Raw genomic sequence first — 26,490 nt, 5'->3', positions numbered from 1 at the left:
CAGGAATGGCATTCGTCGCCATGAAGTGTGCACGGCTGTGACAATTGGAGAGCATCGCCGTGGCACTGCGCACAGACCCGCGGTCCCTGCACTAATGTAAAATGGCACGGTTTCCGGGCAGTTGCCCGCCTCTCTTACTGATCACCCGACATGCTAGACAATCTGACTCAACGCCTCGCCAAGGTCGTCAAGACCATGCGCGGCGAGGCCCGCCTGACCGAAGCCAACACCGCCGAGATGCTGCGCGAAGTGCGCCTTGCCCTGCTCGAGGCCGACGTGGCGCTGCCCGCGGTGCGCGAATTCATCGGCAAGGTCAAGGAAAAGGCGCTCGGCGAAGAAGTCGTCGGTTCGCTGTCGCCGGGCCAGGCGCTGGTGGGCGTGGTGCAGCGCGAGCTGGGCGCGCTGATGGGCGCCGACCTCGGCCCCGAAGCCACGCAGCTGAGCTTTGCGCAGCAGCCGCCGGCGATCATCCTGATGGCCGGCCTGCAGGGCGTCGGTAAGACCACCACCGTCGGCAAGCTGGCCAAGTACCTGCGCGAGCAGAAGAAGAAAAAAGTGCTGACCGTGTCGGCCGACGTGTACCGCCCCGCCGCTATTGCGCAGCTGCAGTCCGTGACGGGCCAGGCCGGTGCCGACTTCTTCCCGTCCACCGCGCAGGACAAGCCGGTCGACATCGCGCTGGCCGCACTGGACTGGGCGAAGAAGCATTACCACGACGTGCTGATCATCGACACGGCCGGCCGCCTCGGCATCGATGAAGAGATGATGAAGGAGATCACCGCCGTGCACGGCGCGGTCAAGCCCATCGAAACGCTGTTCGTCGTCGACGCGATGCTGGGCCAGGATGCGATCAATACGGCGAAGGCCTTCAACGACGCGCTGCCGCTGACCGGCATCGTGCTGACCAAGCTCGATGGCGATTCGCGCGGCGGTGCCGCCCTGTCCGTGCGCCACATCACCGGCAAGCCGATCAAGTTCGCCGGCGTGTCGGAAAAGCTCGACGGCCTGGAAGCGTTCGATCCCACCCGCATGGCCAACCGCGTGCTCGGCATGGGCGACATCCTCGCGCTCGTCGAGGAAGCGCGCAAGGGCGTCGACGAGAAAGCGGCGGCGGAGCTGGCCGCGAAGGTCAAGGCCGGCGGCAAGTTCGACATGAACGACTTCAAGGCGCAGCTGGGCCAGATGAAGAAAATGGGCGGCATGGCCGGCCTGGTCGACAAACTGCCGGCCCAGTTCCAGCAGGCGGCCGGCAACGCGAACATGGACCAGGCGGAAAAGCAGGTGCGCCGCATGGTCGGCATCATCGATTCGATGACCCCGGCCGAGCGCGCGAAACCCGACCTGATCAAGGCGGCCCGCAAGCGCCGCATCGCGGCCGGCGCCGGCGTGCAGGTGCAGGAAGTAAACCGTATGCTGAACCAGTTCGAACAGATGCAGACGATGATGAAGAAGCTGCAGGGTGGTGGTCTGATGAAGATGATGCGCTCGATGAAAGGCATGATGCCCGGCATGCGCTGACGCCACGGAACACCAGCAACGGCGCGGCTTTCCGTCCCGTGCGCCCTGCCAAAACCGCCCTGCGCGCAAGCCCAGCGGCGGTTTTTTCATTATTAACCTTTCTTTACGTGCCGTTTCCCACAAAAAAGGCGAAAAACGCTTGCATCCTTGTAAAAAGCCCACCAATATTAGCCGTGCGATTGTAATGCGCAATTTTCCATGTGTTCGTTAAGGAGGCTCGAATATGGCAACAGCCAAGAAATCCACGGCAGCACCTGCCAAGAAAGCCGCAACCAAAGCGGCTCCGGCAAAAAAGGCCGCCGCTCCAGCGAAAGCTGCAGCCAAGCCGGCAGCGAAAAAGGCAGAACCCGCAGCACGCAAGCCCAATGCAGCATTCATGAAAGAGATGACTCCGTCTGCCCAGCTGTCCCCGGTAGTAGGCGCCTCCCCGCTGCCACGCACGGAAGTCACGAAGAAAGTCTGGGAATACATCAAGAAGCACAACCTGCAGGATGCCGCCAACCGCCGCATGATCAACGCGGACGACAAGCTGAAAGCTGTCTTCGGCGGCAAGGCCCAGGTTTCCATGTTTGAAATGACGAAGCTGATTTCCGATCATTTGAGCTGATAATGTACCGGCCCGACCGGTACAAAAAAATCCCCGGCACGCGAATGCATCCGGGGATTTTTTATTGCCTGAAACCGGGGTCAGACCCAAATTTCGGGAAACATTTCCAGAAATCGGGGTCTGAAAGGAGCGATGGTTTGCAAACCATCTCCGCTACGCCGGCAAGGAGCAGTACTCCTCGAAACCCCGGCTTCGCCACCGGTTTTACTATTTCCAGTTATTCCACGCCTTCAGCACGGCGTTTGGATACGCCGGCTTGCCGCGGCTGCCGTTGTAGCGCCCGAGCGCGAGAAACAGGTCGCCGCGCTCCATGTCGATGTACATGCGCAGGATCGCGCAGCCGTAGCGCAGGTTGGTCTGCATGTTGAACAGCTTGCGGCGGTCCCGGTCGCCGATCACGTTGGTCCAGAACGGCATCACCTGCATGTAGCCGCGCGCACCGACGATCGATACGGCATATTTGCGGTACGCCGATTCCACCTGGATCAGCCCCAGCACGAGCGACGGCTCGAGGCCGGCGCGGCGCGCCTCGTACCACACGGTTTCCAGGAATTCGCGGCGGTGCTGTTCGTCCGGCAGCTTGCGCGCGAGGCGCCCGGACATGTCGGCCACCCAGGCGTCATAGCGCGCCTGGTCGGCCGGGTTCGTAAACGCGGGCTTCGGCGGCCGGGCATCGAGGATCGCGTTGGACAGCGCGACCCGTACGGAGTCGGCCAGCGATTCCTCTTTCTGGTTGCCGGCAAAGCCGAACGGCGCGCACAGCACGCCGGTGGCGAAGGCCACCGTGTGCCACCAGCGCAAGGGGCGCGCCCACCAGCGGCGCCGTTCCCGTCCGCCCTTCATGTTACTGCTGCACTCGGGCCTTGATGAAGGCCACGATGTCGGCGAGGGGCACGTTCGTCGCTTCGGTGTCGCGGCGGCCCTGGTATTCCAGGTTGCCATCCTTCAGGCCACGGTCGCCGATGACGACACGGTGCGGCACGCCGATCAGCTCCCAGTCCGCGAACATGGCGCCGGGGCGCAGGCCGCGGTCGTCGACGATGACGTCGATGCCGGCCGCCAGCGCCGCCGCGTACAACTTGTCGGTCTCTTCCTTCACCAGTTCGCTGCGGTCGTAGCCCATCGGGCACAGCACCAGCTCGAACGGCGCGATCGACGTCGGCCAGACGATGCCCTTGTCGTCGAAGTTCTGCTCGATCGCCGCGCCCAGGATGCGCGTGACACCGATACCGTAGCACCCCATCTGCAGCGGTGCCGGCTTGCCGTTTTCATCGAGGTAGGTGGCGTTCATGGCTGCCGAGTACGCGGTACCCAGCTGGAACACGTGGCCCACTTCGATACCGCGCTCGATGGCCAGCACGCCCTTGCCGTCCGGCGAAGGATCGCCTTCGACCACGTTGCGCAGGTCGGCCGTCACATGCGGCTCGGCCACGTCGCGGCCCCAGTTCGCGCCCGTGAAGTGGAAATCCTCCTCGTTCGCGCCGGTCACGAAATCGGCCATGTTGGCCACGGTGCGGTCGGCCACGATGGTGACCGGCGCCTTCGTGCCGATCGGCCCCAGGTAGCCCGGCTTGCAGCCGTACACTTCCTCGATTTCCGCTTCGGTGGAGAAGCGGTAGGCGCCCTGCAGGCCCGGCACCTTCGCTGCCTTGATCTCGTTCAGCTCATGGTCGCCGCGCAGCAGCAGCATGAAATACTGTTTATCCAGTTTGCCGTCGGTTTCCGTTTCCGCCGTCAGCGCGATCGTCTTCACCGTCTTCGACAGGTCGATGCCCAGCAGCTTCGCCACGTCCTCGCACTTGGCGGCCTTCGGCGTGGCCGTTTTCACCAGTTCGGCCGACGGGGCCGCGCGGGTGCCGGTCGGCACGGCCTCGGCCGCTTCCATATTGGCCGCGTAGTCGGAGGTGGGGCAATACACGAGCGCATCTTCGCCGGTGCTGGCGATGACGTGGAATTCATGCGAGCCGGTGCCGCCGATGGCGCCATTGTCCGCCGCCACGGCACGGAACTTCAGGCCGAAGCGCGTAAAGATCTTCGTGTAGGCATCGAACATGACCTGGTAGGACTTCTGCATGCCTTCCAGGTCGCGGTCGAACGAATACGCATCCTTCATCGTGAATTCGCGGCCGCGCATCAGGCCGAAGCGGGGGCGGCGCTCGTCGCGGAATTTCGTCTGGATGTGGTAAAAATTCAACGGCAGCTGGCGGTAGGACTTGATCTCGCTGCGCACCACGTCGGTGATGACTTCCTCGGACGTGGGCTGGATCGCGAATTCGCGGCCATGCCGGTCCTTTACGCGCATCAGTTCCGGCCCCATCTTGTCCCAGCGGCCCGTTTCCTGCCACAGCTCGGCCGGCTGCACCAGCGGCATCAGCAGCTCGATGGCGCCGGCGCGGTTCATCTCCTCGCGCACGATCGCCTCGACCTTGCGGATCACCTTCAGGCCCATCGGCATGTACGTGTAGATGCCCGAGCCCAGCCGCTTGATCATGCCGGCCCGCATCATCAGTTTGTGGCTGACGATTTCGGCGTCGGAAGGCGCTTCTTTAAGTGTGGAAATAAAAAACCGTGACGCACGCATATCTGTGAATTCTTTTCAAAAAGAGAGGGTTATAATCAACCTAATTTTAAAGGATTAGCTGGCTGATGCATCCATCATTTATAAATTCGTACAAGTGCAGCATGCAACTGCAGCGTTCACCGCGGCGTCCAACCGCGGCGTTCACTGCGGGCTTGCCGCCACCCTCCGTAACACGGAGGCGCTGCAGGCAAGCGGACTTGTAGGCAAAAATGTAAGAAGATAGATGCTTGAGGGCTGCGTCGGCACGCAGAAAGTTTGAGGTGCACTATGCTCGATCGGGAAGGGTTCCGCCCCAACGTCGGCATCATCCTGCTCAACTCGCATAACGAGGTGTGGTGGGGCAAGCGGGTGCGCGAGCACTCATGGCAATTTCCGCAAGGAGGAATCAAGTACGGCGAAACACCCGAACAGGCCATGTACCGGGAGCTGCAGGAAGAGATCGGGTTGCGTCCGGAGCACGTGAAAATCGTGGGCCGCACGCGCGACTGGCTGCGCTACGAAGTGCCGGATCATTTCATCAAGCGCGAGATCCGCGGGCACTACCGTGGCCAGAAGCAGATCTGGTTCCTGCTGCGCATGTGCGCGCGTGACAATGAAGTGAACCTGCGCCTGACGGACCACCCCGAGTTCGATGCGTGGCGCTGGCATGAATACTGGGTGCCGCTGGACGTGGTCATCGAGTTCAAGCGCGAGGTGTACCAGCGCGCGCTGCAGGAACTGTCGCGGTTCCTGTCATGGCCCGCGCACGGCGAACGCCGGCACTCGTCGCGCTACCTGCGCCAGCCGCATGGCCGCGGCCAGCAGGGTCAACGGCAACAGCAGGCGGTAGCCACGCCACCACAGGAACTGGTCGGCTGCGACGGCGCGGCGCTGGCCACCTCCGGCAAGCGTTAGCGTTTCGCCAACGCTCGATGCATCGGTGTCGGACATCCTGCCCCCAGGCAGGGTGTCCGACCGCTGCGGCGGACCGACCGGTCTTCTCTCGCGCAACCTGCGCCGGCGGGCATTTCTTTGTACAATATCCGCCCCATCTTCCGCAGCCGCCGCCAGCCCCATGTTCACCCCCTCTTCCCACGACGTACGCCGCTTCTTCTGCGAGGTGTTCCGCAAGGACCGCGCCCATGAAATCCTCACGCCGCTCGAAGCGATGGCGCTCGACTGGGTGCGCCTGCACCCCGAATACGACGATGCGCTGACCGACGTGGAAGCGGCCCTGGCGCGCGACTATTCCGTCGAAGGCGGGGAAGCCAACCCCTTCCTGCATCTGGCGATGCACCTGTCGATCTCCGAACAGGTCTCGATCGACTCGCCGCGCGGCATCCGCGCCGCCTATGAGGCGCTGTCGAAAAAACTCGACTCCACGCACGACGCGCAGCACGAAATCATGGAATGCCTGGGGGAGATGATCTGGAAGTCGCAGCGCAACGGGCTGCCACCGGACGGCGACGCGTACATCGACGCCGTGAAGCGCCGCGTGCAGCAATAGCCCTGGGGAAAAACAGGGGACGTACCCCTGTTTAGAGGAAATTTCTTCTAAACAGGGGTACGTCCCCAGTTTTGCTGCCTGGCGATTATCGCTTGACGACCATATTGCCCGGCAGGCTGTGGAAGTAGGCGGCCAGGTCGGCGATGTCCTTGTTCGACAGCGGCTTCACGAGCCCGCCCATGATCGGGTTGTTGCGGCCGTTCGGGCCATCGCCGCGCTTGTAGGCGACCAGCGCGTGGGCCAGGTAATCCTTGTGCTGGCCGGCCAGCTTCGGATAGCTCGGGTCGATCGGCGAGTTGTAGTCCTTGCCATGGCAGGTGGCGCAGGCATATTTTTCGGCCAGCGCCTTGCCGTTGTTGATGTTGCCGCCGACGGCGGAAGCGGTGGCGGACGCGATCAGGCAGGCCACGGCGAGCAGGGTTTTCTTCATCGTGGTCTTCCTCATTTCTGCTTGGCGTAATAGGCGGCGAGGTCGGCGATTTCCTGGTCGGAAAGGCTGACCGCGATGCCCTTCATCGACGGATGCTTGCGATCGCCCTTCTGGTAGGCCTTCAGCGCCGCTTCGATGTACTTGGCGTTCTGGCCGCCGATCTTCGGCACCTGGAACACTTCGGGGAAGGTTGCCTTGTAGCCCGGAATGGCATGGCAGCCGATGCACATTTCAAGCTTGTTCGCGGATACGTTGGCGGGGTTGCCGACGATGTCCGCGGCGAAGGCGGCCGGGGCGGCGTGCATGGCGCCGGCAAGCAGGAACACTGCTGTGAGTCTGGTCATGGGTGGCTAGTCGAGTCCAAAAGAGTAATTGGAGGGGACTCATTCTTCATCGCGGTCTCCGTGTCCCCCTTGCTGCTTGCATAAATACTTGTTTTTCGTGCTACCAGCGGCCGATTCTAGCGCAGGTATTTCCGGTCGTCCACCACGTTTCCAGTACGTACTAACCTGCGTAGAACTACCGTATACTGGCTTTTTTTCCCGCCACCGGAAGTTTGTCCATGACCGTTGACCACAAGAATAAACGTTTTGAAGGCTCCGCCCAATACGTTGCCACCAATGACCTGAAACTGGCCGTCAATGCGGCGCTCACCTTGCAGCGGCCACTGCTCGTGAAGGGCGAACCGGGCACCGGCAAGACGATGCTGGCCGAGGAAGTGGCCGCCGCGCTGGACCGCCCGCTGTTGCAATGGCACATCAAATCCACCACCAAGGCGCAGCAGGGGCTGTATGAATATGACGCCGTGTCGCGCCTGCGCGACTCGCAGCTGGGCGACGAGCGCGTGCGCGACATCCACAACTACATCGTCAAGGGCGTGCTGTGGCAAGCCTTCACGGCGCCGGAACCCGTGGTGCTGCTGATCGACGAGATCGACAAGGCCGACATCGAATTCCCGAACGACCTGCTGCGCGAGCTGGACCGGATGGAATTCTATGTGTATGAAACGCGCGAGATGGTGGTGGCAAAGCACCGCCCGCTCGTCATCATCACGTCGAACAACGAAAAGGAACTGCCGGACGCCTTCCTGCGCCGCTGCTTCTTCCACTACATCGCCTTCCCCGACAAGGATACGATGGAAGCCATCGTGAAGGTGCACTTCCCGCACCTGAAGCAGGAATTGCTGGCACAGGCGCTGCAGACGTTCTATGAAGTGCGCGATGTGTCCGGCCTGAAGAAAAAGCCGTCCACCTCCGAATTCCTCGACTGGATGAAACTGCTGCTGGCCGAGGACATTTCGCCGGAAGCCCTGCGCAGCAAGGACGCCAAGGCCATCGTGCCGCCGCTGCACGGCGCGCTGCTGAAGAACGAGCAGGACGTGCACCTGTTCGAACGCCTCGTGTTCATGTCGAGGACGAACCGATGATCGACGTGCAGCCCGTCACGCTGGCATTGAACGGCGTGCGCCTGGAGCCGCTGGGCTACCAGCACGCCGATGGCCTGCGCGCGGCGGCACGCGACGGCGAACTGTGGAAACTGCGCATCACGTCCGTGCCGGAACCGAAACATGTCGAAGCGTACATCGCCACCGCGCTCGAGATGCGCCCTGCCCGGCTGGCATTCGCGGTGATCGACGCCGCCACCGGGGAAATCGTGGGCACGACCAGCTACCACGACATCATGCCGGCCATCGACCGCGTGGAAATCGGCTACACGTGGTATGCGAAAAGCCGCCAGCGCAGCCACGTCAACACGAGCTGCAAGCGCATGCTGCTGGCGCACGCGTTCGACACGCTGGGCTGCGCCGTCGTCGGCCTGCGCACGGACAATTTCAACCACGCCTCGCAGGCCGCGATCGAACGGCTCGGCGCGAAGAAGGATGGCGTGATCCGCCACTACGGGGTGCGCCGCGACGGCACCGTGCGCGACACCGTCATGTACAGCATCGTGCGTGGCGAGTGGCCGGAAATCCGCGCCCACATCGACTATTTATTGCAGCGTCCACGTCCATGCTGATCGACTTCTTCTTCACGCTGAAGGACGCGAAAATCCCCGTCACCATCAAGGAATTCCTCACCTTGCTGGAGGCGTTGGAGAAAAACGTCGTCACGCAATCGCTCGACGATTTCTACTACCTCGCGCGCATCGTGCTCGTGAAAGATGAAGCCCACTACGACCGCTTCGACCGCGCCTTCGCCCAGTACTTCAAGGGCATCGACGGCGCGTTCGACACGAAGGCGTCGATCCCGCTGGACTGGCTGCTGCAGCGGATGAAGCGCGAGCTGACGGACGAGCAGATCGCCGCGCTGGAAAAATTCGGCTACGACAAGCTGATGGACCGCCTGCAGGAGCTGCTGAAGGAACAGAAGGAACGCCACGAAGGCGGCGGCAAGTGGATAGGCACCGGCGGCACGTCGCCGTTCGGCAATGGCGGCACGAATCCCGAGGGTGTTCGCATCGGTGGCAAAGGCGGCAACCGCACGGCCGTGAAAGTGTGGGACCAGCGCACCTACAAGGATTACGACGCCGACAAGGAGCTGGGCACCCGCAACATCAAGGTGGCCTTGCGCCGCCTGCGCCGCTTCGCCCGCGATGGCGCCCAGGAAGAACTGGCGCTGGACCAGACGATCCGCGCCACCGCCAACAACGCCGGCTGGCTCGATATCCGCATGCAGCCGGAGCGCCGCAACAACGTCATGGTATTGATGCTGTTCGACGTGGGCGGCACGATGGACGACCACGTCGAACGCACTGAGGAACTGTTTTCCGCGGCCAGTTCGGAATTCAAGAACATGGAGTTCTTCTACTTCCACAACTGCGTCTACGATTACCTGTGGAAGAACAACCGCCGCCGCAACGCCGAGCGTTTCCCCACCTGGGACGTGCTGCGCAAGTACACGCCGGACACCAAGCTGATCTTCGTTGGCGACGCCACGATGAGCCCCTATGAAATCCTGCAGGCCGGCGGCTCCGTCGAGTACAACAACCAGGAGGCCGGCGCCGAATGGCTGGCCCGCTTCACGCAGGCATTCCCGAAGTTCGTCTGGCTGAACCCGGAGCCGGAACAGTACTGGCAATACCGGCAATCGATCGCCATCATCCGGCAGATCATGAACAACCGCATGTTCCCCACCACGCTCGAGGGGCTGGAGCGGGCGATGCGGGTGCTGAGCAAATAAGGAAAGCCAACAAAAAACGGAGATCCATACGCTGACTACGTATCAGCCCGCCATCCTATTCAGCTGCGTTTCCTAGCGGCCCAGGCCGATTCTCCAGCCGCGCTCTTGATAATGCCACCGCCTCGTGCAGCTTCTGCTCCAGCAATTGCCGCGAAGGTAAGCCGACGAGATATTCAGCTACATGAATGCCGCTTTGATCAAGTTCGAGCAGTTCGATCTGTTCACGATTTTTGCCAGTGCATAGAATGATTCCCAACGGCGGCGCTTCGCCAGATTCCTGTTCGTGTTTGGCCAGCCAACGCAGGTAGAGCTCCATCTGACCTTTATCGGCAGCCTTGAATTCACCAAGCTTGAGCTCGATTGCGACCAGACGCCGCAAGCGGCGATTATAGAAGAGCAAGTCGATGTAAAAATCGTTGTTATCGATTTGCAGCCGTTTTTGGCGCGCGACAAAGCTGAAGCCGGCTCCCAGCTCAAGCAGGAAATTCTCCAGCTCGCGAAGAATGGCGTCTTCAAGATCCTTTTCAAGATAGCGATCGCGTAATTCCAGGAAGTCTAGTACGTATGGATCCTTCAGAACGAGATTAGGCCCGATTACTCCTTGCGCGCGTAACGTTGTCAGCTCACTTGCCAGCAGTTCGTCAGGCTTGCGCGAGAGCGCAGTTCGCTCGAACAACATGGAATCGAGACGTCCTTGCAAGGTACGAGTGCTCCAGCCCTCGCTGCGGCACATTTGCAGATAAAACTCCCGCTTGAGGGGATCGTCGATATAGATCAGGCTGCGCAAGTGGGTCCAGCTCAATTGTCTACTCAGTGAGTAGACAATCTCCTCCGCCTCGAAAACCTCACCAAAACGCACCATGTGGCGCAAGTTCTTGGCACCAAAACCACGCCCATGATCGGCTTCCAATTGCCGCGCCAGCGAAACAACAATCTGTTCGCCGTATCCAGCCCGTCCTCCTTGGAGTACCTCCACACCTATGCGCCGGCCAATTCGCCAATACAATATGGTCAAGGCCGAGTTAACCGTTGCAGCCAGCCCAGCCCGTGCTTCATCGATAAGCGCGCGGATATCGCCAGCCAGGCTCGTTGTTGCAGTCGTAGTCTCTACATCTTTCGGTTCCACAACTTGCTCCTCGATAGTATCTGTTCAGCATAAACTGCTGCCAATCCAACTAATTATGCAATAAATCCCATGGATGCCATGGCTATACTCCACTCAGGCCACCTGAAACAGGAATAGGAGTGCTGTCAAAATAGCACTTACGCTTTTTACACGGCCGTGACAACAACGGCCGTCTTCTTTACAGCCCTGTTAAGAGTGCGCTGCTATCGTGAATCCAGTCCAACTCCCCAGCGACGGCTGCCATGACCGATACCGTACCCCGCCCGACCCTGCTTCTCCAGATTACCGTCGACGCCGCGTGCATGCTCGACCTGCGTCGCCTCGTTGTGCGCCATTGCGGCAGCATGTTGTCGTTCATGCGCATGCAGCCCATCAAGCATGCGACGAAGATGGTCGTATGGCTGCGCATTACGGAGTCGGCAAAGCGCGCGCTGATGGATGCCGCCGTGATGCGCTCATTACCCTCAGCACAGTTTGGCCGCTTGGTGCAATCATGATCGTGACCGTGGTGAGCGAACGCGCCTGCGAGGCCAAGCTGGTGCTGGCCGCCCGGCGCAGCCAGTCCGGCCGCAAGGTGCTGCTGATGGATGCGGACTCGCAGCCGCATGCCCGCCCGGCTTTGCCGGTGCGCAGCGTCAACGGAAAGGGCGTGGGCGCGGAACTGGAAAACCTGGGCCAGCGCTTCCAGGACATCGTCGTCGATGCCGATGGTCGCGATTCGCAAGGCAGCCGCGCCGCGCTGATCGCCGCCCGCGTGGTCGTGGTGCCGGCCGAAAACCTGGACGGCGACGCCACCCGGGCCGCCCGCCTGGCCGAACGCATCGGCAACGCGCGGCTGTTCAACCCAGGGCTGCGCATCGTCATCGTGCCGGCCGACGGCGACTGCCGCACCGCGGCCCTGCTGCATGCCGGGCTCCCCGGCGCCGAACTGGCCGCCGGCGACGAAACCCTGTATGCCAGCGTGTTCCGCGTCTAGAAGACTTTCGATACCGTCACCAGCACGGCATCCCGGCCGGTGAACTTGCCGTTCACCGGCGAAGAATAAACGGATCGGTTGGCATTCGTGCCGACATAGGCCAGTGCCACGACAATGATGCCCAGGTCCTTCGTCACACCCGCCTTCCAGTCCGTGTAGCTGGCGCTGTCGTGGCTGCGCACTTTCTGCCGGCCGGCGTGCAGGTTGACGGTCCAGCCGCCGCCCAGGTCGTGGTTGACGGAAGCATCCAGGTAGCCGCTGTGCCGGCTGTCGGCAAAGCCGAACAGGTTCGTGGCCGCATGCGAATACTTCAGCGTGGCGGGCCCATAACCCAGCTGGCCATACAGTTCCAGTGTATCGGCATCGGGATGCAGGCTGTTCGACGGGTAGGCGTAGCCCAGCACGCCCACGTCGTACGTGAAGCCTGCGCCGATGTCGCCGCGCTTGCCGGCATAGGCGTCGATCTCCACGCCGCCATCGCCGCCGGCATCCCTCACCCATTTGATCGTTGACGCCCAGGCGCCCACGTAGAAGCCGTCGGCGGTCCAGTCAGCACCGCCCTGCAGCGCCGGTTGAAGCCGCGTCTGCGAAATGCCGCGGTAACGGTAGTCCGATACCACCGCCGCGTTGTACGTGACCTGCGCCGACGCCGTTGCAAAGGCGATGGCCAGGGTAATGCCTGAAATCAGTCGTTTCATGAAGTACTTTCAAATGATGGGGTGAACGGGGCCTTCACCGTCGCGTGTGAACGCGGCGGCGCAGCTGGCCTGGTGCTGTTTAGTAAGAAGTCAGCCGGGCGCCAGCAGCAGCCGGTAGCCAACCGCCGTTTCGGTCAGCAGGTGCGCGGGCTGGGCGGGGTCGCGCTCCAGCTTCTGCCGCAGGTGCCCCATGTAGATACGCAGGTAGTGGCCGTTTTCCGTGTTCGACGGCCCCCATACTTCGCGCAGCAGCTGCGGATTGGTGACGACGCGCCCGGCGTGGTTGACGAGTACCGCCAGCAGCCGGTATTCCGTCGGCGTCAGGTGCACCATCTGGCCGCCGCGGGTGACCATGCGCGCCTGCAGGTCCACCTTCACGTCGCCGAACTGCACCACGCCGCCGGCATCCTGCTCCGGCGTGCGGCGCCGCCGCTGCAGCGCCCGCACCCGCGCCAGCAGCTCGCCCACGCCGAACGGTTTCGTCAGGTAGTCGTCCGCCCCGGCATCGAGGGCGCGGATCTTGTCTTCCTCGCCCACGCGGGCCGACAGCACGATGACCGGCACCGGCGACCATTTGCGCAGGTCCGCGATCAGGTCCACGCCATCGCCGTCGGGCAGGCCCAGGTCGAGGATGACGATGTCCGGGCGGCGCGTGCCGGCATCGATCAGGCCGCGCTGCATCGTCGCCGCCTCCTGCACGTTCCAGCCCTCTTCTTCCAGCGCCAGCCGCACGAAGCGGCGGATCTGCGGTTCATCCTCGACCAGCAGCGCGGTCGGCATCAATTTGTCGGTCATTCGCTTTCCTCCGGCAGCGGGGCGGCTCGCCCAGCGGCAGCGTGAAGACGAGGGCAGCGCCCCCCTCCTCCGCGCGGCGCGCCGCGATGGCGCCACCATGCGCTTCCACGATGGCGCGGCAGATCGCCAGGCCGAGCCCGACACCAGGCTTGGCCGACTCGCGTTCCCCGCGCGTGAACTTCTCGAAGATCGCCTTTTCCTGGCCGGCGGGCAGGCCCGGGCCATTGTCGGCGACCGTCACTTCCAGCATGGCGCCGGCCCGGCGCGCCGACAGCGTGATCGTGCTGCCGGCCGGCGTGTACTTGACGGCATTCTCCAGCAGGTTGGCAAGCACGCGCTCGACGAGCACCGCGTCGTACCGTACCAGCGGCAGATCGGATGGCAGGCGGGTGGCGACGCGGTGCGCGGCCAGCAGCACGCGGCATGCCCGCAGCGCGCTGCCCGCCGTCTCCTCGATCGCCTGCCATTGCAGGTTCAGGCGCACGGCACCGCTTTCGATGCGCGCCATGTCGAGCAGGTTCGTCACGAGGGTGCTCATGCGCACGCTCTCCTCCTGCAGCGCCCGCGCCAGCTCCAGCTGCACGGGGGCCAACGGCGAACGGGCCAGCGATTCCGCCATGCCCACCAGCGACGTCAATGGCGTGCGCAGGTCGTGCGACAGCGCCGCCAGCAGCGAATTGCGCAGCCGCTCCGATTCCATCTGCACCAACGCGCCTTGGGCAACGTCGATGTAATGCACGCGCTCCAGCGTGATCGCCGCCAGTGCCGCGAAGGTGTCGAGCTGGCGGCGTTGCTCGGGAATCAGCAGCCAGCGCGGCTCGGCCGGTGCGATCGCCAGCACGCCGCGCGTGCGCATCGGCGCCTTCAGCGGCAGGTAGAACAGCGGCGATGACGGCAGCGTGCCGGTGCCCATGCCGGCCGCCTCGGCATGGTCGAATGCCCATTGCGCGATCGCCATCTCGGGGGCGGCAATGCCGGGCTTGTCCCCCGCTTCGGCGAGGCGGCCGTCCGCATCGGGCAGCAGCAGCGTCACGTCAGCCCGGAACGCGCCGGCCAGCGTGCGGCGCGTGATGTCCACCACCTGCTCCGTCTGCAGCACGCCGGTCAGGTCGCGCGCATATTCATACAGCGCCTGCGACCGCTCGGCGCGGTGCGACGCCACCCGCGCCTGGAACCGCAGGTGCGACGCGAGGTGGCTGGTGACGAGGCCTACCAGCAGCATCACGGCAAAGGTGACGAGGTACTGGAAATCGCTGACGGCAAACGAGAACGTGGGCTGCACGAACAGGTAATCGAACGCCGCCACGCCGACGACGCTGGACAGCAGCGCCGGCCCCCTGCCCAGCCGGAACGCCACCAGCAGCACCGCCAGCAGGAACAGCATCGCGATGTTGGTGATGTCCAGCACGCCCGCCAGCGGCAGGCCCACGGCGGCCACCACGCCGGTGGCAAGCGCCGCGAGCGCATAGCGCCACCAGCGCAAACCGCCGGGAAATTTGCTCAGAAATTGGGGGACGGAAGGAATGCAGGCTTGCAAGCCTGCATCGCTGCGCCGGCAAGAAGCCAAGCTTCTTGAAACCCCGGCTACGCCCCCATTTTTCGGGCAACTTTTCCCGGTGCTGGCGACTTCGACCAGGTCCAGTGCCGGCGCGCGGGCGGCGAGCCGGCGCAGCAGGGGTTGCCGCCATGACCAATGGCCGGATGGGCGGCCCAGCACGGCCTTCGCGATGTTGCGTTCCAGCGCATGGCGGGCGATGGCGGCGCCGATGTCGTCGCCGGCCAGCACGGCGGTGGTGGCGCCCAGGTCCTGCGCCAGCTTCAGGGTTTGCAGGATGCGTTCGCGGTGATCGGCCGGCAGCCGTTGCAGCACCGGGGTTTCAACGTACACGGCCTGCCAGTCGGCATTGAGCTGTGTTGCCAGGCGGGCCGTGCTGCGCACCACCGCTTCGCCGCCGGCCGGGCCCACGCAGGCCAGCAGCGCAACGCCACTTTTCCACAACGGGCTGATCGACTGCTCGACGCGGTAGTCGCGCACGTCGCCGCCCACGCGGTCGGCCGTGCGCCGCAGTGCCAGTTCGCGCAGCGCGATCAGGTTGCCCTTCCTGAAGAAATGCCGGGCGGCGCGGCCGGCCTGCTCGCCCGCATAGACCTTGCCATCCTTCAGCCGGTCCAGCAACACGTCGGCCGGCACGTCCACCAGCACCACCTCGGCGGCGCGGTCGAACACGGTGTCGGGTACCGTTTCCGCCACGCGGATGCCGGTGATGCCGCCGACGACGTCGTTCAGGCTTTCCAGGTGCTGCACGTTGACGGTGGTGAAGACGTCGATGCCCGCGTCGAGCAGTTCTTCCACGTCCTGCCACCGCTTCGGGTGACGTGCGCCCGGCGCGTTCGAGTGCGCCAGTTCGTCAACGAGGATGAGCGCCGGCCGCCGGGCCAGCGCCGCATCGAGGTCGAACTCGGTCAGCGACTTGCCGCGCCACGCGACCGTCTTCAGCGGCAGCACGTCCAGGCCGTCGAGCAGCGCCGCCGTGTCGGCCCGGCCGTGCGTTTCCACGATGCCGACCAGCGGCCGCTCGCCCTGCGCCTGCAGCTGGCGGGCGGCACCGAGCATCGCGTACGTCTTGCCGGCACCGGCGGAGGCGCCGAAATAGATGCGCAGCCGGCCGCGCGCGGCCTGCCGTTCACCGGCCTGCACCCGCGCCAGCAGGGCGTCGGGATCGGGGCGTTCGCTGTCGATGGGGAGCATGGGGCGCAGTGTAGTCGATTCCAGCAAGGGTCACAGCCAGGTTACAGCGCATCCAGGGCTGAATTCAGCGCCAGCACGTTTACCTTCGGTTCGCCGAGGAAGCCGAACATTGGCCGCTCGGCATGGCGCTCGACCAGTGCCTGCACCGTGGTGGGTGCGATGCCCCGCGCGCGGGCGACACGGCTGGCCTGGTAGCCGGCCGCGGCCAGGCTGATGTCCGGATCGAGCCCGGAAGCGGATGCCGTCACCAGGTCGACCGGCACCGGGGACGTGTTGCCGGGATCGGCGCTCCTGAGGGCGGCGATGCGCGCCTTCACCGCGTCGGCCAGCGCGGGATTCGTCGGGCCCTGGTTCGAGCCGCCGGAGCCGGCACCGTTGTAGGGCGCTGGCGCGGTGGCCGATGGCCGGCCCCAGAAATAGCCGGGCGACGTGAACTGCTGCCCGATAAGCCGTGCGCCGACCACCTTGCCGTCGCGTGAAACGAAGCCGCCGGCAGCCCGGTCGGCATAGGCGACGCGGCCGAAACCCGTGACGACATAGGGATAGACGATGCCGCACACGAGGGTCAGCGCGGTGAAGATCACGGCGGCGGGGCGGAGATGGGAAATCATGGTGAACCTTTCAGATCAGGTGGAGCGCGGCCAGCGCAGTGGGTGACTCACAGCGCGGCCAGCGCAATGTCGATCAGCTTGATGCCGACGAACGGCAGCAAGAGCCCGCCCAGGCCATAGACGAGCAGGTTACGGCGCAGCAGCACGCTCGCGCCCAGCGCCCGGTACTTCACGCCCTTCAATGCCAGCGGAATCAGGAACACGATGATCAGCGCATTGAAGATCACGGCGGACATGATCGCGGAATCGGGGCTCGTCAGCCGCATCACGTCCAGCGCCGCCAGTTGCGGGTAGGTGCCCACGAAAGCCGCGGGAATGATGGCGAAATACTTGGCCACGTCGTTGGCGATCGAGAACGTGGTCAGCGCGCCCCGTGTCATCAGCATCTGCTTGCCGATCTCCACGATTTCCAGCAGCTTGGTCGGGTTCGAATCCAGGTCGACCATGTTGCCCGCTTCCTTTGCCGCCTGGGTGCCCGTGTTCATCGACACGGCTACGTCGGCCTGGGCCAGCGCCGGCGCGTCGTTCGTGCCGTCGCCGGTCATCGCCACCAGCCGGCCCTCGGCCTGCTGGGTGCGGATCAGTTTCAGCTTGTCTTCCGGCGTGGCTTCGGCGAGGAAATCGTCCACGCCCGCCTCGGCGGCGATCGCCGCGGCGGTCAGCCTGTTGTCGCCGGTAATCATCACGGTGCGGATGCCCATCCTGCGCAACTGGGCGAAGCGTTCGCGGATGCCGGCCTTGACGATGTCCTTCAGCTCCACCACGCCCATCACCCGGAAGCCGTCAACGACGACCAGCGGCGTGCTGCCGCGCCGCGCCACGTCGTCCGCCAGCCGGGCCACTTCGGCCGGCCAGCGGCCGCCCTGCACTTCCACGTAGCGACGCACCGTGTCCATGGCACCCTTGCGCAGCTGGCGATCGCCGATGTCGGCGCCGCTCATCCGCGTCTGCGCCGTGAAGGCCACGAACGTGATCTCGTTGCCACCGTCGGCCAGCGCCAGCTCGTGTTCCCTTGCCAGTTCGTGTTCCCTTTCATCGATGGAGAACTTCTGGCGCGCAAGGACTACGATGCTCCGCCCTTCCGGCGTCTCGTCGGCCAGCGATGCCAGCCGCGCCGAGCGGGCCAGTTGCTCCTCCGTGACGCCCGGCGCGGGCAGGAAGGCCGCGGCCTGGCGGTTGCCGTGCGTGATCGTGCCGGTCTTGTCGAGCAGCAGCACGTCGACGTCGCCGGCCGCTTCCACGGCCCGGCCGGACGTGGCGATGACGTTCGCGCCCATCATGCGGCTCATGCCGGCCACGCCGATGGCCGACAGCAGGCCACCGATCGTCGTCGGGATCAGGCACACGAGCAGCGCGATCAGTACCGTCACCGTCACCGGCGTGCCGCTGCCGGCCGCGCCCACGGCGAACAACGAGAACGGCAGCAGGGTCACCGTCACCACGAGGAACACGATCGTCAGCGCCACGAGCAGGATGGTCAGCGCGATCTCGTTCGGCGTCTTCTGCCGCTTCGCGCCCTCCACCATCGAGATCATGCGGTCGATGAAGGCCTCGCCCGGGTTGACGGCGATGCGCACCACGAGCCAGTCCGACAGCACGCGGGTACCGCCGGTGACGGACGAGAAATCGCCGCCCGATTCGCGGATCACCGGTGCCGATTCGCCCGTGATCGCACTTTCGTCGACGGATGCGACGCCTTCGATCACTTCGCCATCTGCCGGGACCACGTCGCCCGCTTCGACCAGCACGACCATGCCCTTGCGCAGGTCGCTCGCCGGCACCGGCAGCCACGCGGTGCCGTGGACTGGCGTGGCCAGCTTCTTCGCCGTGACCGTGGTCTTCAGCGCCCGCAGCGACGCGGCCTGCGCCTTGCTGCGCCCTTCGGCCAGCGCCTCGGCGAAGTTGGCGAACAGCACGGTGAACCACAGCCAGGTGGCGATCGCCGCGGTGAAGCCGGCCTTGCCTTCGCCCCCGGTTGCCGCAGCCACGGCCAGCAGCGTGGTGATGATGCTGCCCACGTAGACGACGAACATGACGGGGCTGCGCAGCTGCACGCGCGGGTGCAGCTTGCGGAAAGCGTCGCCCAGCGCGGGAATGGCCAGCCGCGCATCGAAAAGTGCCAGCGGTGTGCGTGACATGAAAACTCCTAGTTGAAAAGCTGCAGGTGTTCGACGACGGGGCCGAGCGCCAGGGCCGGCACGTAGTTCAGCACCCCGACCAGTACGACGGTGCCGATCAGCAGGAACACGAACAGCGGGCCGTGGGTGGGCATCGTGCCGCCGGTGACAGGCAACCGCGCCTGGGCCGCCAGCGAGCCGGCGATCGCCAGTACCGGCACGATCACGGCGAAGCGGCCGAACCACATGGCGATCGCCAGCATCGTGTTGTAGAACGGCGTGTTCGCGGAAAGCCCGGCAAACGCGCTGCCGTTGTTGTTGGCGGCCGAAGTGAAGGCATACAGGACCTCGGAGAAACCGTGCGCCCCCGGGTTGGCGATGCCCGCCGTGCCGGCACCCGCCACGACGGCGACCGCCGTTCCGCCCAGCACCAGCAGCGGCGTGGCGAGGATCGCCAGCGACGTCATCTTCATCTCGTAGGGGCCGATCTTCTTGCCCAGGTATTCCGGCGTGCGGCCGATCATCAGCCCGGCCACGAACACGGCCAGGATCGCGAACACGAGCATGCCGTACAGCCCCGAGCCCACGCCACCGAAGATCACTTCGCCGAACTGCATCAGCAGCAGCGGCACCGCGCCGCCCAGCGGCATCAGCGAATCGTGCATCGCGTTGACGGCGCCGCACGAGGCGGCCGTGGTCACGGCGGCGAACAGCGCCGATCCCCCGATGCCGAAGCGGGTTTCCTTGCCTTCCATGTTGCCGCCCGATTGCAGCGCGCCCGCCGCCTGGTCCACGCCGAGCGCCTGCAATGCCGGGTGGGCCTGCTGCTCGGCAGCGAAGATGGCGAGCGATGCCAGGCAGAACACGATCGTCATCGCCGCCAGCACGGCCCAGCCCTGGCGGATGTCGCCCACCATGCGGCCGAATGCGAAGCACAGCGCGGCCGGAATCAGGAAGATGGCGATCAGCTGCATGAAATTGGCCAGCGCCGTCGGGTTCTCGAACGGGTGGGCGGAATTGGCGTTGAAGAAGCCGCCGCCGTTCGTGCCCAGCAGCTTGATCGCTTCCTGCGAGGCGACCGGGCCCATGGCGATGGTCTGTACGCCACCCTCCAGCGTGGCGACCTGGCGGTAGGCGTCGAAGTTCTGGATCACGCCTTGCCCCATGAGCAGCACGGCCAGCAGCAGCGACAGCGGCAGCAGCACGTACAGCGTGGCGCGGGTGACATCGACCCAGAAGTTGCCGATCGCGCCCGTCGAGCGGGCGGCAAAGGCGCGCACCAGCGCGAACACGACGGCGATGCCCGTGGCGGCCGACAGGAAATTCTGTCCGGCCAGCGCCACCATCTGCGTCAGGTAGCTCATCGTCTGCTCGCCGGCATAGCCCTGCCAGTTCGTGTTGGCGACAAAGCTCACGGCCGTGTTGAACGACGAATCCGGGCCCACGTTCGGCAGGTGCTGCGGGTTCAGCGGCAGCCACGCCTGCAGCCGCTGCACGGCGTAGACGAACAGTGTGCCAAGCGTGTTAAAGACAATCAGCGCGATCGCATAGCTTTTCCAGCCCATGGCGCGGTCTTCCGGCAGGCCGGCGGCGCGGTACAGGAATGCCTCGGGCTTGCGCAGCCAGGCCAGGCCGGGCACGGGCGCATCGTCCGCGACTTTGGCGAGAAAGGCGCCGAGCGGCCAGGCCAGCGCCAGCAGCACGAGCAGGAAGGCGGCCAGCAGGATCAGGGATTGGGCGGTCACAGGTCCTCCGCCTTCAACAGCGCGACGAGCAGGTATGCCAATAACGCGGCCGCGACCAGCGCGCCGCCCAGGTAGACGAGATTGCCGGCGGCGTTCATGGCTTCTTCCCCAGCCGGTCGCACCCGGCCGCCATGCCGCATACGAGCGCCGCGAAGGCGCCGATTGCGGCTAAAAATACGATATCCATCGCTACCTTCTCCAGGTGTTGTGATGGAAAGCAGCTTATCGACGGGGGCCTAAAAACAGGGTAAAGACTGGCTGGTTGGCTGTAAACAAGGTGTAAAAACGGTCGTTTTACTGTATATTTATACAGATGTTTTCGGTGATGCTTGCTTCCTTGCCCGGCGCCTCGGCTAGAATGCCGGACTAACATGCTGGACTAACCCATTCAGCCATTGCGTCAACCGAGCGCACTTACTCAGCAAAACACTCAGCAATATTCACGTATGGCCACCAAAAAACCAGTTTCCGACTACAGCGAATCATCGATCCGCGTGCTGAAAGGCCTCGAGCCCGTCAAGCAACGCCCCGGCATGTATACCCGCACGGAGAATCCGCTGCACATCATCCAGGAGGTGATCGACAACGCGTCGGACGAGGCGCTGGGCGGCCATTGCCGGAACATCGTCGTCATCCAGAACGCCGATGGCAGCATCACCGTCGAGGATGACGGCCGCGGCATCCCCGTCGGCCTGCACCCCGAGGAAAACGTGCCCACGGTGGAAATCGTGTTCACGCGGCTGCACGCGGGCGGCAAGTTCGACAAGGGCTCGGGCGGCGCCTATGCGTTCTCGGGCGGCCTGCACGGCGTGGGCGTGTCCGTCACCAACGCGCTGTCCAAGCGCCTGGAAATCAATGTCTGGCGCAAGGACGACAAGGGCAACGGTTACCACACGCTCGCGTTCGAGAACGGCGACCTGGTGCAGCCCCTCACGTCCGGCCCGGCGCCGAAGGATGGCAAGAAATCCGGTACCCGCGTTACCGCCTGGCCGGACGCGAAGTATTTCGACTCGCCGCTGATCTCGCAGGTCGAGCTGCAGCGCCTGCTGCGCTCGAAGGCCGTGCTGCTGCCGGGCGTGACCGTCACGCTGAAGAACGGCAAGACGGGCGACGTGCAGACGTGGCAATACAACGACGGCCTGCGCGGCTACCTGAAGGAGGCGCTGGCGCAAACGGGCAATGGCGAAACGTTCGTGCCGCTGTTCGAGGGCGAGCAGTTCGCCGGCCCCGATGCGGAAGGCTTCGCGGAAGGCGAAGGCGCCTCGTGGGTGGTGGCGTGGACGGAGGAAGGCGCGATCATGCGCGAATCCTACGTCAACCTGATCCCCACGCCGAATGGCGGCACCCATGAATCGGGCTTGCGCGAAGGCCTGTTCGGGGCGATGAAGAACTTCGTCGAACTGCATTCATTGTTGCCGAAAGGCGTGAAACTGCTGCCGGAAGACGTGTTTGCGCGCGCTTCGTTCGTCTTGTCCGCGAAAGTGCTGGACCCGCAGTTCCAGGGCCAGATCAAGGAGCGCCTGAACTCGCGCGATGCCGTGCGCCTCGTGTCCACGTTCAGCAAGCCGGCGCTGGAACTGTGGCTGAACCAGCACATCGACTGGGGCAAGAAGCTGGCCGAACTGGTCATCAAGCAGGCCCAGTCGCGCCTGCGCTCCGCGCAGAAGGTGGAAAAGAAGAAGTCATCCGGCGTGGCCGTGTTGCCGGGCAAGCTGACCGATTGCGAATCGACCGACGTGACGCGCACGGAACTGTTCCTCGTCGAGGGTGACTCGGCGGGCGGCTCGGCGAAGATGGGCCGCGACAAGGAATTCCAGGCGATCCTGCCGCTGCGCGGCAAGGTGCTCAATTCCTGGGAAACGGATCGCGACCGCCTGTTCGCCAACAACGAGATCCACGACATCGCCGTGGCGATCGGCGTCGACCCGCACGGCTTCGGCGACACGCCCGACCTGTCGAACCTGCGCTACGGGAAAATCTGCATCCTGTCCGATGCGGACGTCGACGGCTCGCACATCCAGGTACTGCTGCTCACGCTGTTCTTCCGCCACTTCCCGGCGCTGATCCAGAACGGCAATATCTGCGTGGCGCGCCCGCCGCTGTACCGCGTGGATGCGCCGGCGCGCGGCAAGAAGCCGATCCAGAAGCTGTATGCGCTGGACGACGGCGAACTGACCGCCATCGAGGACAAGCTGCGCAAGGATGGCCTGAAGGAAGGCAGCTGGAGCATTTCCCGCTTCAAGGGCCTGGGCGAGATGAATGCCGAACAGCTGTGGGAAACCACGATGAACCCGGACACGCGGCGCCTGCTGCCCGTGGCGCTGGGCGACTTCGCCCACACCGAGGCCGCGGCCCGCTTCAACATGCTGATGGGGAAAGGCGAAGCCGCCGCCCGCCGCGCCTGGATCGAGGAGCATGGCAACGAAGTCGAAGCGGATATCTGAGGACGGGCATCGAATGATCATCGGGATCGACCTCGGCACCACCAACAGCCTCGTCGCCGTCTGGCGCGACGGGCAGAGCGTGATCGTGCCCAATGCGCTGGGCGAGCACCTGACGCCATCGTGCGTCAGCCTGGACGAAGACGGCACCATCCTCGTCGGCCGCGCGGCGCGCGAGCGCCTGCACACGCATCCGCACCTGACGGCGGCCACGTTCAAGCGCTACATGGGAACGGACAAGCGCATCCGCCTGGGTGGCAAGGAATTCCGCCCGGAAGAACTGTCGTCGATGGTGCTGCGCGCCCTGAAGGAAGATGCCGAAGCGTTCCTCGGTCACCCGGTCGAGGAAGCGATCGTCACCGTGCCGGCCTATTTCAGCGATGCGCAGCGCAAGGCCACGAAGGCGGCCGGCAAGCTGGCGGGCCTGAAGGTCGAGCGTCTGCTCAACGAACCCACCGCCGCGGCGCTGGCCTATGGCATCCGCGACCGGGAACAGGAAAGCAAGTTCCTCGTGTTCGACCTGGGCGGCGGCACGTTCGACGTGTCGATCCTGGAACTGTTCGAAGGCGTGATGGAAGTGCGCGCGTCGGCCGGCGACAATTTCCTGGGCGGCGAGGATTTTTCAACCATGCTGGTCGACGCGTTCCGCGCCCGCAGCGGCCTGGCCAAGGCCGGCATCGCGGTGGACGTGGCGCTGGACCAGCGGCTGCGCGCCGAAGCAGAGCGCATCAAGCGGGTGCTGACCGACCAGGCATCGGCCACGATGAGCGTGCGCCACGGCGACCAGGAATACCGCTGGGATGTGGACGAGGAAGCCGTCACCCGCCTGTGGGAGCCACTGCTGGCGCGCCTGCGCGCACCGGTGGAACGGGCACTGCGCGACGCCACGATCCGCGCCCCCGAACTCGATACCGTGGTGCTGGCGGGCGGCGCCACGCGCATGCCGGTCGTGCGCAAGCTCGTCTCGCGCATGTTCGGCCGGTTCCCCGCCATTCACCTGGATCCGGACGAGGCGATCGCGCTGGGCGCGGCCGTGCAGGCGGGCCTGAAGATGCGCGACAGCGCCCTGGACGAAGTGGTGATGACGGACGTGGCACCGTACTCGATGGGCGTGGCGGTATCGCGCCAGATGGGGCCGAACCAGATCAGCCACGGCCATTACCAGCCCATCATCGAGCGCAACTCGCCGGTGCCGGTGTCGCGCACCGAGGGGTTCAATACGGTGTCCGACTACCAGAAAACGCTGCTGCTGCAGATCTACCAGGGCGAGGCACGGATGGTGGCGGACAATGTCTACCTGGGCAAGGTCGAGTTCCCGATCCCGGCCCGCAAGGCAGGCGGCGTCGCCATCGACGTGCGGTTCACGTATGACGTCAGCGGCGTGCTGGAAGCGGAAGTCACGGTACTGGAAACGCAGGAAAAACACCGTGTCGTCATTACCGACAACGCCGGCGTGATGAGCGAGCAGGAAGTGGCGCAGCGGCTGGAGGAACTGGCGGCGCTGAAGATCCACCCGCGCGACCAGATCGAGAACCGCACGCTGGCGGCCCGCGCCGACCGCATGTATGAGCAACTGCTGGGCGATGCCCGGCAATACCTGGCAAACCAGATTTCCCTCTTCCATGCGGCGCTGGAAACGCAGGATCCTGTGCGCGTGCGCGAAGCGCGCGCGATCCTCGCGAAAGTACTGAAGCATTTCGAGGACGAGCACTTCCTATGAATGCCGGTCCCTGGGAACTGCTCGGCCTGCGTCCCGATGCGGACGAGCGCAGCGTCAAGCGCGCCTATGCCGCGCTGCTGAAGAAGACGCGGCCGGAAGACGATCCGGAAGGCTACCAGCGGCTGCGCGAAACCTACGATCACGCGCTGGCCCTGGCGCGCCGCCATGCCGCACAGGCGGAACCGGTGGCCGAAGCCGCCGTGGTGGAAGCCGCCGTGGTGGAAGCCCCGGAGGTTGCAGCCGCTGATGTGGAAGCCCGCGAAGCGTCGGTCGCGCCGGCCATGCCGGACGAAATGGCATTGCGCCGGCAAGCGTGGAACGATGCCGCGCCGCTGTGGCAGGATTTCCTGGAACACTGGCGCGTCAGCCCGCGGCTGAAGCTCGACCGTATCGCCGGCGGCGGCTCGCCCCTTTCCCTGCTGGGTCACGAGGCGCTGGAAGTGATGGCAGCGCGCTGCTGCGCAACGGACGATTGCGATCCCGGCCTGCGCGAAACCGTCGTCGAATACTTCGGCTGGCACGAGGATTGCCGCCACCTGGAGCGCATCGATGGCGATACCGTGCATCATGTGCTGGGCCGCTACCGGGCGGACCAGGCACTCCTGAAGCTGTATGCGCACTGCGACGCCCATGTGCTGGGCGCCCTGATCGCGAACGAACCGCCGCGCTTTGCCTGGCGGCTGGCCGACAGCAGCTTCGTCAACGGCATGCGCCAGGCGGTGCAGCTGGTGCGCTGGCAGGCGCCGGAACTGCTGCACTTCCGGCTGGACCCCACCGTGTTCGAATGGTGGGAGCAGCGGGTTCTTGCACCGCGCATCACGCTGCAGCTGATCGTCCTGTGCCTGGTTGCCGGCCTGGTCTTGTTCGGTATCTCCGCCGGATTTACCGCCGAAACACTGGATGAATGGGGCTGGTGGCAGTTCCTGGGCTGCGAAGCGGCCGCGCTGGCGGCCGGTGTCTGGATGACCTTCAAGGCGCGGCCCCTGGCCGGCGCACTGCTGCGCTTCAAGGCTGAACATGCCGACCGGCTCCTGTTCGGGGACCGCCACCTGCTGGGCCGCTATGGCTGGCTGGTGCCGTTCGCCGTCGTGTCGCTGGCGATGTTCGTGCCGGAACCGGGCGCCATCCTGGTCACGGCGACCGCCGTGGGCATGGTGGCCTGCGCCATCGCGGCGCTGTATGGCGCCTCGCCGGCGCTGACAATGCAGGGGTACGCGATGGTGGCGTTCCTTGGCATGCTGCTCAGTGGCTTCATGAATAACATGTTCCCGGGTCACCACGTTGTCGCCACCGTCGGCATGGCCATCTGCCTGCAAACGCTGCTGCAGTCGCGCGGCATGCGGCAGCATGACCTGGGCGTGGCAATGCCCCGGCTGGGCGCCGTGCGCGCCGGCTGGCTGCTGGGCAGTGCCGCGTTGTTCCTGGCACCCTATTTCATGACGCTGCCGGCGGGCGCCGTGCCCTTTCTGTGGCTGTGGGTCCTGGGCGGCGTCGTGATCGGCAGCTTCTCGGCCCGGGCGCTCATCGCCCTGCCGGCCTACGTCGTGCTGTGGGTCCTGGCCAGCGCACGACGGTACTCGATGGCGGTGCCGCCCGAGCCCTCCGTCGTGGCCCTGCAGTCGCTGCTGCTGGCGGCGGCGGTCTACATGGCCCTGTCGCTGTGGCGGGACCGGCGCGCCGACTGATTCCGAATACTTTTCACCGAATACGA

24 protein-coding genes are annotated in these 26,490 nt (G+C 64.9%); 12 read left to right on the top strand and 12 right to left on the bottom strand.

Features of this window, described 5'->3' with window-relative positions; all coding sequences use genetic code 11:
- Window positions 1-150: 150 nt before the first annotated feature.
- Window positions 151-1,518 carry a signal recognition particle protein gene (gene ffh / locus EWM63_RS16790; RefSeq protein ID WP_130187557.1) on the top strand — a complete coding sequence of 456 codons (1,368 nt, stop codon included), beginning with the start codon at window positions 151-153 and terminating at the stop codon, window positions 1,516-1,518.
- A 223-nt stretch (window positions 1,519-1,741) separates the two neighbouring features.
- Window positions 1,742-2,125 (top strand): SWIB/MDM2 domain-containing protein, encoded by a 384-nt coding sequence (locus EWM63_RS16785; RefSeq protein ID WP_130187556.1) that lies wholly within the window; start codon window positions 1,742-1,744, stop codon window positions 2,123-2,125.
- Between the two features lie 207 nt (window positions 2,126-2,332).
- On the opposite strand, the gene EWM63_RS16780 is transcribed toward EWM63_RS16785, so the two are convergent.
- A complete protein-coding gene (locus tag EWM63_RS16780; protein WP_130187555.1) occupies window positions 2,333-2,968 on the bottom strand; it encodes a lytic transglycosylase domain-containing protein in 636 nt (211 codons plus the stop codon).
- A gap of 1 nt (window position 2,969) precedes the next feature.
- The gene (locus tag EWM63_RS16775; RefSeq protein WP_130187554.1) at window positions 2,970-4,706 is read right to left on the bottom strand and encodes a proline--tRNA ligase; all 1,737 of its coding nucleotides are present in this window, start codon (window positions 4,704-4,706) and stop codon (window positions 2,970-2,972) included.
- Window positions 4,707-4,973: 267 nt separating this feature from the next.
- Here EWM63_RS16775 and EWM63_RS16770 point away from each other — a divergent pair, with 267 nt between their 5' ends.
- Both EWM63_RS16770 and EWM63_RS16765 read left to right on the top strand, forming a co-directional pair.
- Window positions 4,974-5,600, top strand: coding sequence for an RNA pyrophosphohydrolase (locus EWM63_RS16770; RefSeq protein ID WP_229487337.1), 627 nt, complete (start codon window positions 4,974-4,976; stop codon window positions 5,598-5,600).
- Window positions 5,601-5,760: 160 nt separating this feature from the next.
- Window positions 5,761-6,192 (top strand): DUF1841 family protein, encoded by a 432-nt coding sequence (locus EWM63_RS16765; protein WP_130187553.1) that lies wholly within the window; start codon window positions 5,761-5,763, stop codon window positions 6,190-6,192.
- Between the two features lie 85 nt (window positions 6,193-6,277).
- Here the strand turns inward: EWM63_RS16765 and EWM63_RS16760 are convergent, their stop codons facing one another.
- Together EWM63_RS16760 and EWM63_RS16755 are read right to left on the bottom strand one after the other, a co-directional pair.
- Window positions 6,278-6,622, bottom strand: coding sequence for a c-type cytochrome (locus EWM63_RS16760; protein WP_130187552.1), 345 nt, complete (start codon window positions 6,620-6,622; stop codon window positions 6,278-6,280).
- 11 nt (window positions 6,623-6,633) lie between these two features.
- Window positions 6,634-6,966: a c-type cytochrome gene (locus EWM63_RS16755; protein WP_229487335.1), complete on the bottom strand. Its 333-nt coding sequence runs from the start codon at window positions 6,964-6,966 to the stop codon at window positions 6,634-6,636.
- Window positions 6,967-7,184: 218 nt separating this feature from the next.
- Here EWM63_RS16755 and EWM63_RS16750 point away from each other — a divergent pair, with 218 nt between their 5' ends.
- Genes EWM63_RS16750 through EWM63_RS16740 form a run of 3 tightly spaced genes read left to right on the top strand, consistent with a single transcriptional unit; the run spans window position 7,185 to window position 9,801 of the window.
- Window positions 7,185-8,048, top strand: a complete 864-nt coding sequence (locus EWM63_RS16750; RefSeq protein WP_130187551.1) for an AAA family ATPase — start codon at window positions 7,185-7,187, stop codon at window positions 8,046-8,048.
- Window positions 8,045-8,638 (top strand): GNAT family N-acetyltransferase, encoded by a 594-nt coding sequence (locus tag EWM63_RS16745; protein WP_130187550.1) that lies wholly within the window; start codon window positions 8,045-8,047, stop codon window positions 8,636-8,638. Before EWM63_RS16750 ends, EWM63_RS16745 begins: the two co-directional genes overlap by 4 nt.
- Window positions 8,632-9,801 (top strand): vWA domain-containing protein, encoded by a 1,170-nt coding sequence (locus EWM63_RS16740; RefSeq protein WP_130187549.1) that lies wholly within the window; start codon window positions 8,632-8,634, stop codon window positions 9,799-9,801. Before EWM63_RS16745 ends, EWM63_RS16740 begins: the two co-directional genes overlap by 7 nt.
- A gap of 55 nt (window positions 9,802-9,856) precedes the next feature.
- Here EWM63_RS16740 and EWM63_RS16735 read toward each other — a convergent pair whose 3' ends face one another.
- A complete protein-coding gene (locus tag EWM63_RS16735; RefSeq protein WP_130187548.1) occupies window positions 9,857-10,927 on the bottom strand; it encodes a PDDEXK nuclease domain-containing protein in 1,071 nt (356 codons plus the stop codon).
- 242 nt (window positions 10,928-11,169) lie between these two features.
- Here EWM63_RS16735 and EWM63_RS16730 point away from each other — a divergent pair, with 242 nt between their 5' ends.
- Both EWM63_RS16730 and EWM63_RS16725 read left to right on the top strand, forming a co-directional pair.
- On the top strand, window positions 11,170-11,424 hold the full coding sequence (locus EWM63_RS16730) for a hypothetical protein (protein ID WP_130187547.1): 255 nt from the start codon (window positions 11,170-11,172) through the stop codon (window positions 11,422-11,424).
- A complete protein-coding gene (locus EWM63_RS16725; RefSeq protein WP_130187546.1) occupies window positions 11,421-11,903 on the top strand; it encodes a P-loop NTPase family protein in 483 nt (160 codons plus the stop codon). Before EWM63_RS16730 ends, EWM63_RS16725 begins: the two co-directional genes overlap by 4 nt.
- Here the strand turns inward: EWM63_RS16725 and EWM63_RS16720 are convergent.
- The 7 genes from EWM63_RS16720 to EWM63_RS16690 form a co-directional block, all read right to left on the bottom strand.
- Entirely contained in the window at window positions 11,900-12,601 is a 702-nt protein-coding gene (locus EWM63_RS16720) for a TorF family putative porin (RefSeq protein ID WP_130187545.1), read from the bottom strand. The two genes, EWM63_RS16725 and EWM63_RS16720, sit on opposite strands and share 4 nt — an antisense overlap.
- A 90-nt stretch (window positions 12,602-12,691) precedes the next feature.
- Window positions 12,692-13,396 carry a two-component system response regulator KdpE gene (kdpE, locus tag EWM63_RS16715; protein WP_130187544.1) on the bottom strand — a complete coding sequence of 235 codons (705 nt, stop codon included), beginning with the start codon at window positions 13,394-13,396 and terminating at the stop codon, window positions 12,692-12,694.
- Complete coding sequence (locus EWM63_RS16710; RefSeq protein WP_130187543.1) at window positions 13,353-16,145, bottom strand: DUF4118 domain-containing protein; 2,793 nt, start codon at window positions 16,143-16,145, stop codon at window positions 13,353-13,355. Before EWM63_RS16710 ends, kdpE begins: the two co-directional genes overlap by 44 nt.
- A gap of 41 nt (window positions 16,146-16,186) precedes the next feature.
- Window positions 16,187-16,756: a potassium-transporting ATPase subunit KdpC gene (gene kdpC / locus EWM63_RS16705; RefSeq protein WP_130187542.1), complete on the bottom strand. Its 570-nt coding sequence runs from the start codon at window positions 16,754-16,756 to the stop codon at window positions 16,187-16,189.
- Window positions 16,757-16,803: 47 nt separating this feature from the next.
- Window positions 16,804-18,894: a potassium-transporting ATPase subunit KdpB gene (kdpB, locus tag EWM63_RS16700; protein WP_130187541.1), complete on the bottom strand. Its 2,091-nt coding sequence runs from the start codon at window positions 18,892-18,894 to the stop codon at window positions 16,804-16,806.
- A gap of 8 nt (window positions 18,895-18,902) precedes the next feature.
- Window positions 18,903-20,618, bottom strand: coding sequence for a potassium-transporting ATPase subunit KdpA (gene kdpA, locus EWM63_RS16695; protein ID WP_130187540.1), 1,716 nt, complete (start codon window positions 20,616-20,618; stop codon window positions 18,903-18,905).
- Window positions 20,615-20,716: a potassium-transporting ATPase subunit F gene (locus EWM63_RS16690; protein ID WP_130187539.1), complete on the bottom strand. Its 102-nt coding sequence runs from the start codon at window positions 20,714-20,716 to the stop codon at window positions 20,615-20,617. The genes kdpA and EWM63_RS16690 overlap by 4 nt, the downstream gene beginning before the upstream one ends.
- 348 nt (window positions 20,717-21,064) lie before the next feature.
- Here EWM63_RS16690 and EWM63_RS16685 point away from each other — a divergent pair, with 348 nt between their 5' ends.
- Genes EWM63_RS16685 through EWM63_RS32060 form a run of 3 tightly spaced genes read left to right on the top strand, consistent with a single transcriptional unit; the run spans window position 21,065 to window position 26,464 of the window.
- Window positions 21,065-23,062, top strand: coding sequence for a DNA topoisomerase IV subunit B (locus tag EWM63_RS16685; protein WP_130187538.1), 1,998 nt, complete (start codon window positions 21,065-21,067; stop codon window positions 23,060-23,062).
- 13 nt (window positions 23,063-23,075) lie between these two features.
- Window positions 23,076-24,779, top strand: coding sequence for a molecular chaperone HscC (locus tag EWM63_RS16680; protein WP_130187537.1), 1,704 nt, complete (start codon window positions 23,076-23,078; stop codon window positions 24,777-24,779).
- Window positions 24,776-26,464: a J domain-containing protein gene (locus EWM63_RS32060; protein ID WP_207221106.1), complete on the top strand. Its 1,689-nt coding sequence runs from the start codon at window positions 24,776-24,778 to the stop codon at window positions 26,462-26,464. Before EWM63_RS16680 ends, EWM63_RS32060 begins: the two co-directional genes overlap by 4 nt.
- The last annotated feature ends 26 nt before the right edge of the window (window positions 26,465-26,490 follow it).

Source organism: Pseudoduganella lutea, from assembly GCF_004209755.1.
Taxonomy (GTDB): Bacteria; Pseudomonadota; Gammaproteobacteria; order Burkholderiales; family Burkholderiaceae_D; genus Rugamonas; species Rugamonas lutea.
Note: the sequence above shows the minus strand (reverse complement) of the source record. Positions and strands in the feature narration are given on the sequence as shown.

Excerpts from the sequence above, each read along its gene's own strand:
- ffh (WP_130187557.1), top strand. The coding sequence starts at position 151 with ATGCTAGACAATCTGACTCAACGCCTCGCCAAGGTCGTCAAGACCATG.
- EWM63_RS16785 (WP_130187556.1), top strand. The coding sequence starts at position 1,742 with ATGGCAACAGCCAAGAAATCCACGGCAGCACCTGCCAAGAAAGCCGCA.
- EWM63_RS16780 (WP_130187555.1), bottom strand. The coding sequence starts at position 2,968 with ATGAAGGGCGGACGGGAACGGCGCCGCTGGTGGGCGCGCCCCTTGCGC.
- EWM63_RS16775 (WP_130187554.1), bottom strand. The coding sequence starts at position 4,706 with ATGCGTGCGTCACGGTTTTTTATTTCCACACTTAAAGAAGCGCCTTCC.
- EWM63_RS16770 (WP_229487337.1), top strand. The coding sequence starts at position 4,974 with ATGCTCGATCGGGAAGGGTTCCGCCCCAACGTCGGCATCATCCTGCTC.
- EWM63_RS16765 (WP_130187553.1), top strand. The coding sequence starts at position 5,761 with ATGTTCACCCCCTCTTCCCACGACGTACGCCGCTTCTTCTGCGAGGTG.
- EWM63_RS16760 (WP_130187552.1), bottom strand. The coding sequence starts at position 6,622 with ATGAAGAAAACCCTGCTCGCCGTGGCCTGCCTGATCGCGTCCGCCACC.
- EWM63_RS16755 (WP_229487335.1), bottom strand. The coding sequence starts at position 6,966 with ATGACCAGACTCACAGCAGTGTTCCTGCTTGCCGGCGCCATGCACGCC.
- EWM63_RS16750 (WP_130187551.1), top strand. The coding sequence starts at position 7,185 with ATGACCGTTGACCACAAGAATAAACGTTTTGAAGGCTCCGCCCAATAC.
- EWM63_RS16745 (WP_130187550.1), top strand. The coding sequence starts at position 8,045 with ATGATCGACGTGCAGCCCGTCACGCTGGCATTGAACGGCGTGCGCCTG.
- EWM63_RS16740 (WP_130187549.1), top strand. The coding sequence starts at position 8,632 with ATGCTGATCGACTTCTTCTTCACGCTGAAGGACGCGAAAATCCCCGTC.
- EWM63_RS16730 (WP_130187547.1), top strand. The coding sequence starts at position 11,170 with ATGACCGATACCGTACCCCGCCCGACCCTGCTTCTCCAGATTACCGTC.
- EWM63_RS16725 (WP_130187546.1), top strand. The coding sequence starts at position 11,421 with ATGATCGTGACCGTGGTGAGCGAACGCGCCTGCGAGGCCAAGCTGGTG.
- EWM63_RS16720 (WP_130187545.1), bottom strand. The coding sequence starts at position 12,601 with ATGAAACGACTGATTTCAGGCATTACCCTGGCCATCGCCTTTGCAACG.
- kdpE (WP_130187544.1), bottom strand. The coding sequence starts at position 13,396 with ATGACCGACAAATTGATGCCGACCGCGCTGCTGGTCGAGGATGAACCG.
- EWM63_RS16710 (WP_130187543.1), bottom strand. The coding sequence starts at position 16,145 with ATGCTCCCCATCGACAGCGAACGCCCCGATCCCGACGCCCTGCTGGCG.
- kdpC (WP_130187542.1), bottom strand. The coding sequence starts at position 16,756 with ATGATTTCCCATCTCCGCCCCGCCGCCGTGATCTTCACCGCGCTGACC.
- kdpB (WP_130187541.1), bottom strand. The coding sequence starts at position 18,894 with ATGTCACGCACACCGCTGGCACTTTTCGATGCGCGGCTGGCCATTCCC.
- EWM63_RS16690 (WP_130187539.1), bottom strand. The coding sequence starts at position 20,716 with ATGAACGCCGCCGGCAATCTCGTCTACCTGGGCGGCGCGCTGGTCGCG.
- EWM63_RS16685 (WP_130187538.1), top strand. The coding sequence starts at position 21,065 with ATGGCCACCAAAAAACCAGTTTCCGACTACAGCGAATCATCGATCCGC.
- EWM63_RS16680 (WP_130187537.1), top strand. The coding sequence starts at position 23,076 with ATGATCATCGGGATCGACCTCGGCACCACCAACAGCCTCGTCGCCGTC.
- EWM63_RS32060 (WP_207221106.1), top strand. The coding sequence starts at position 24,776 with ATGAATGCCGGTCCCTGGGAACTGCTCGGCCTGCGTCCCGATGCGGAC.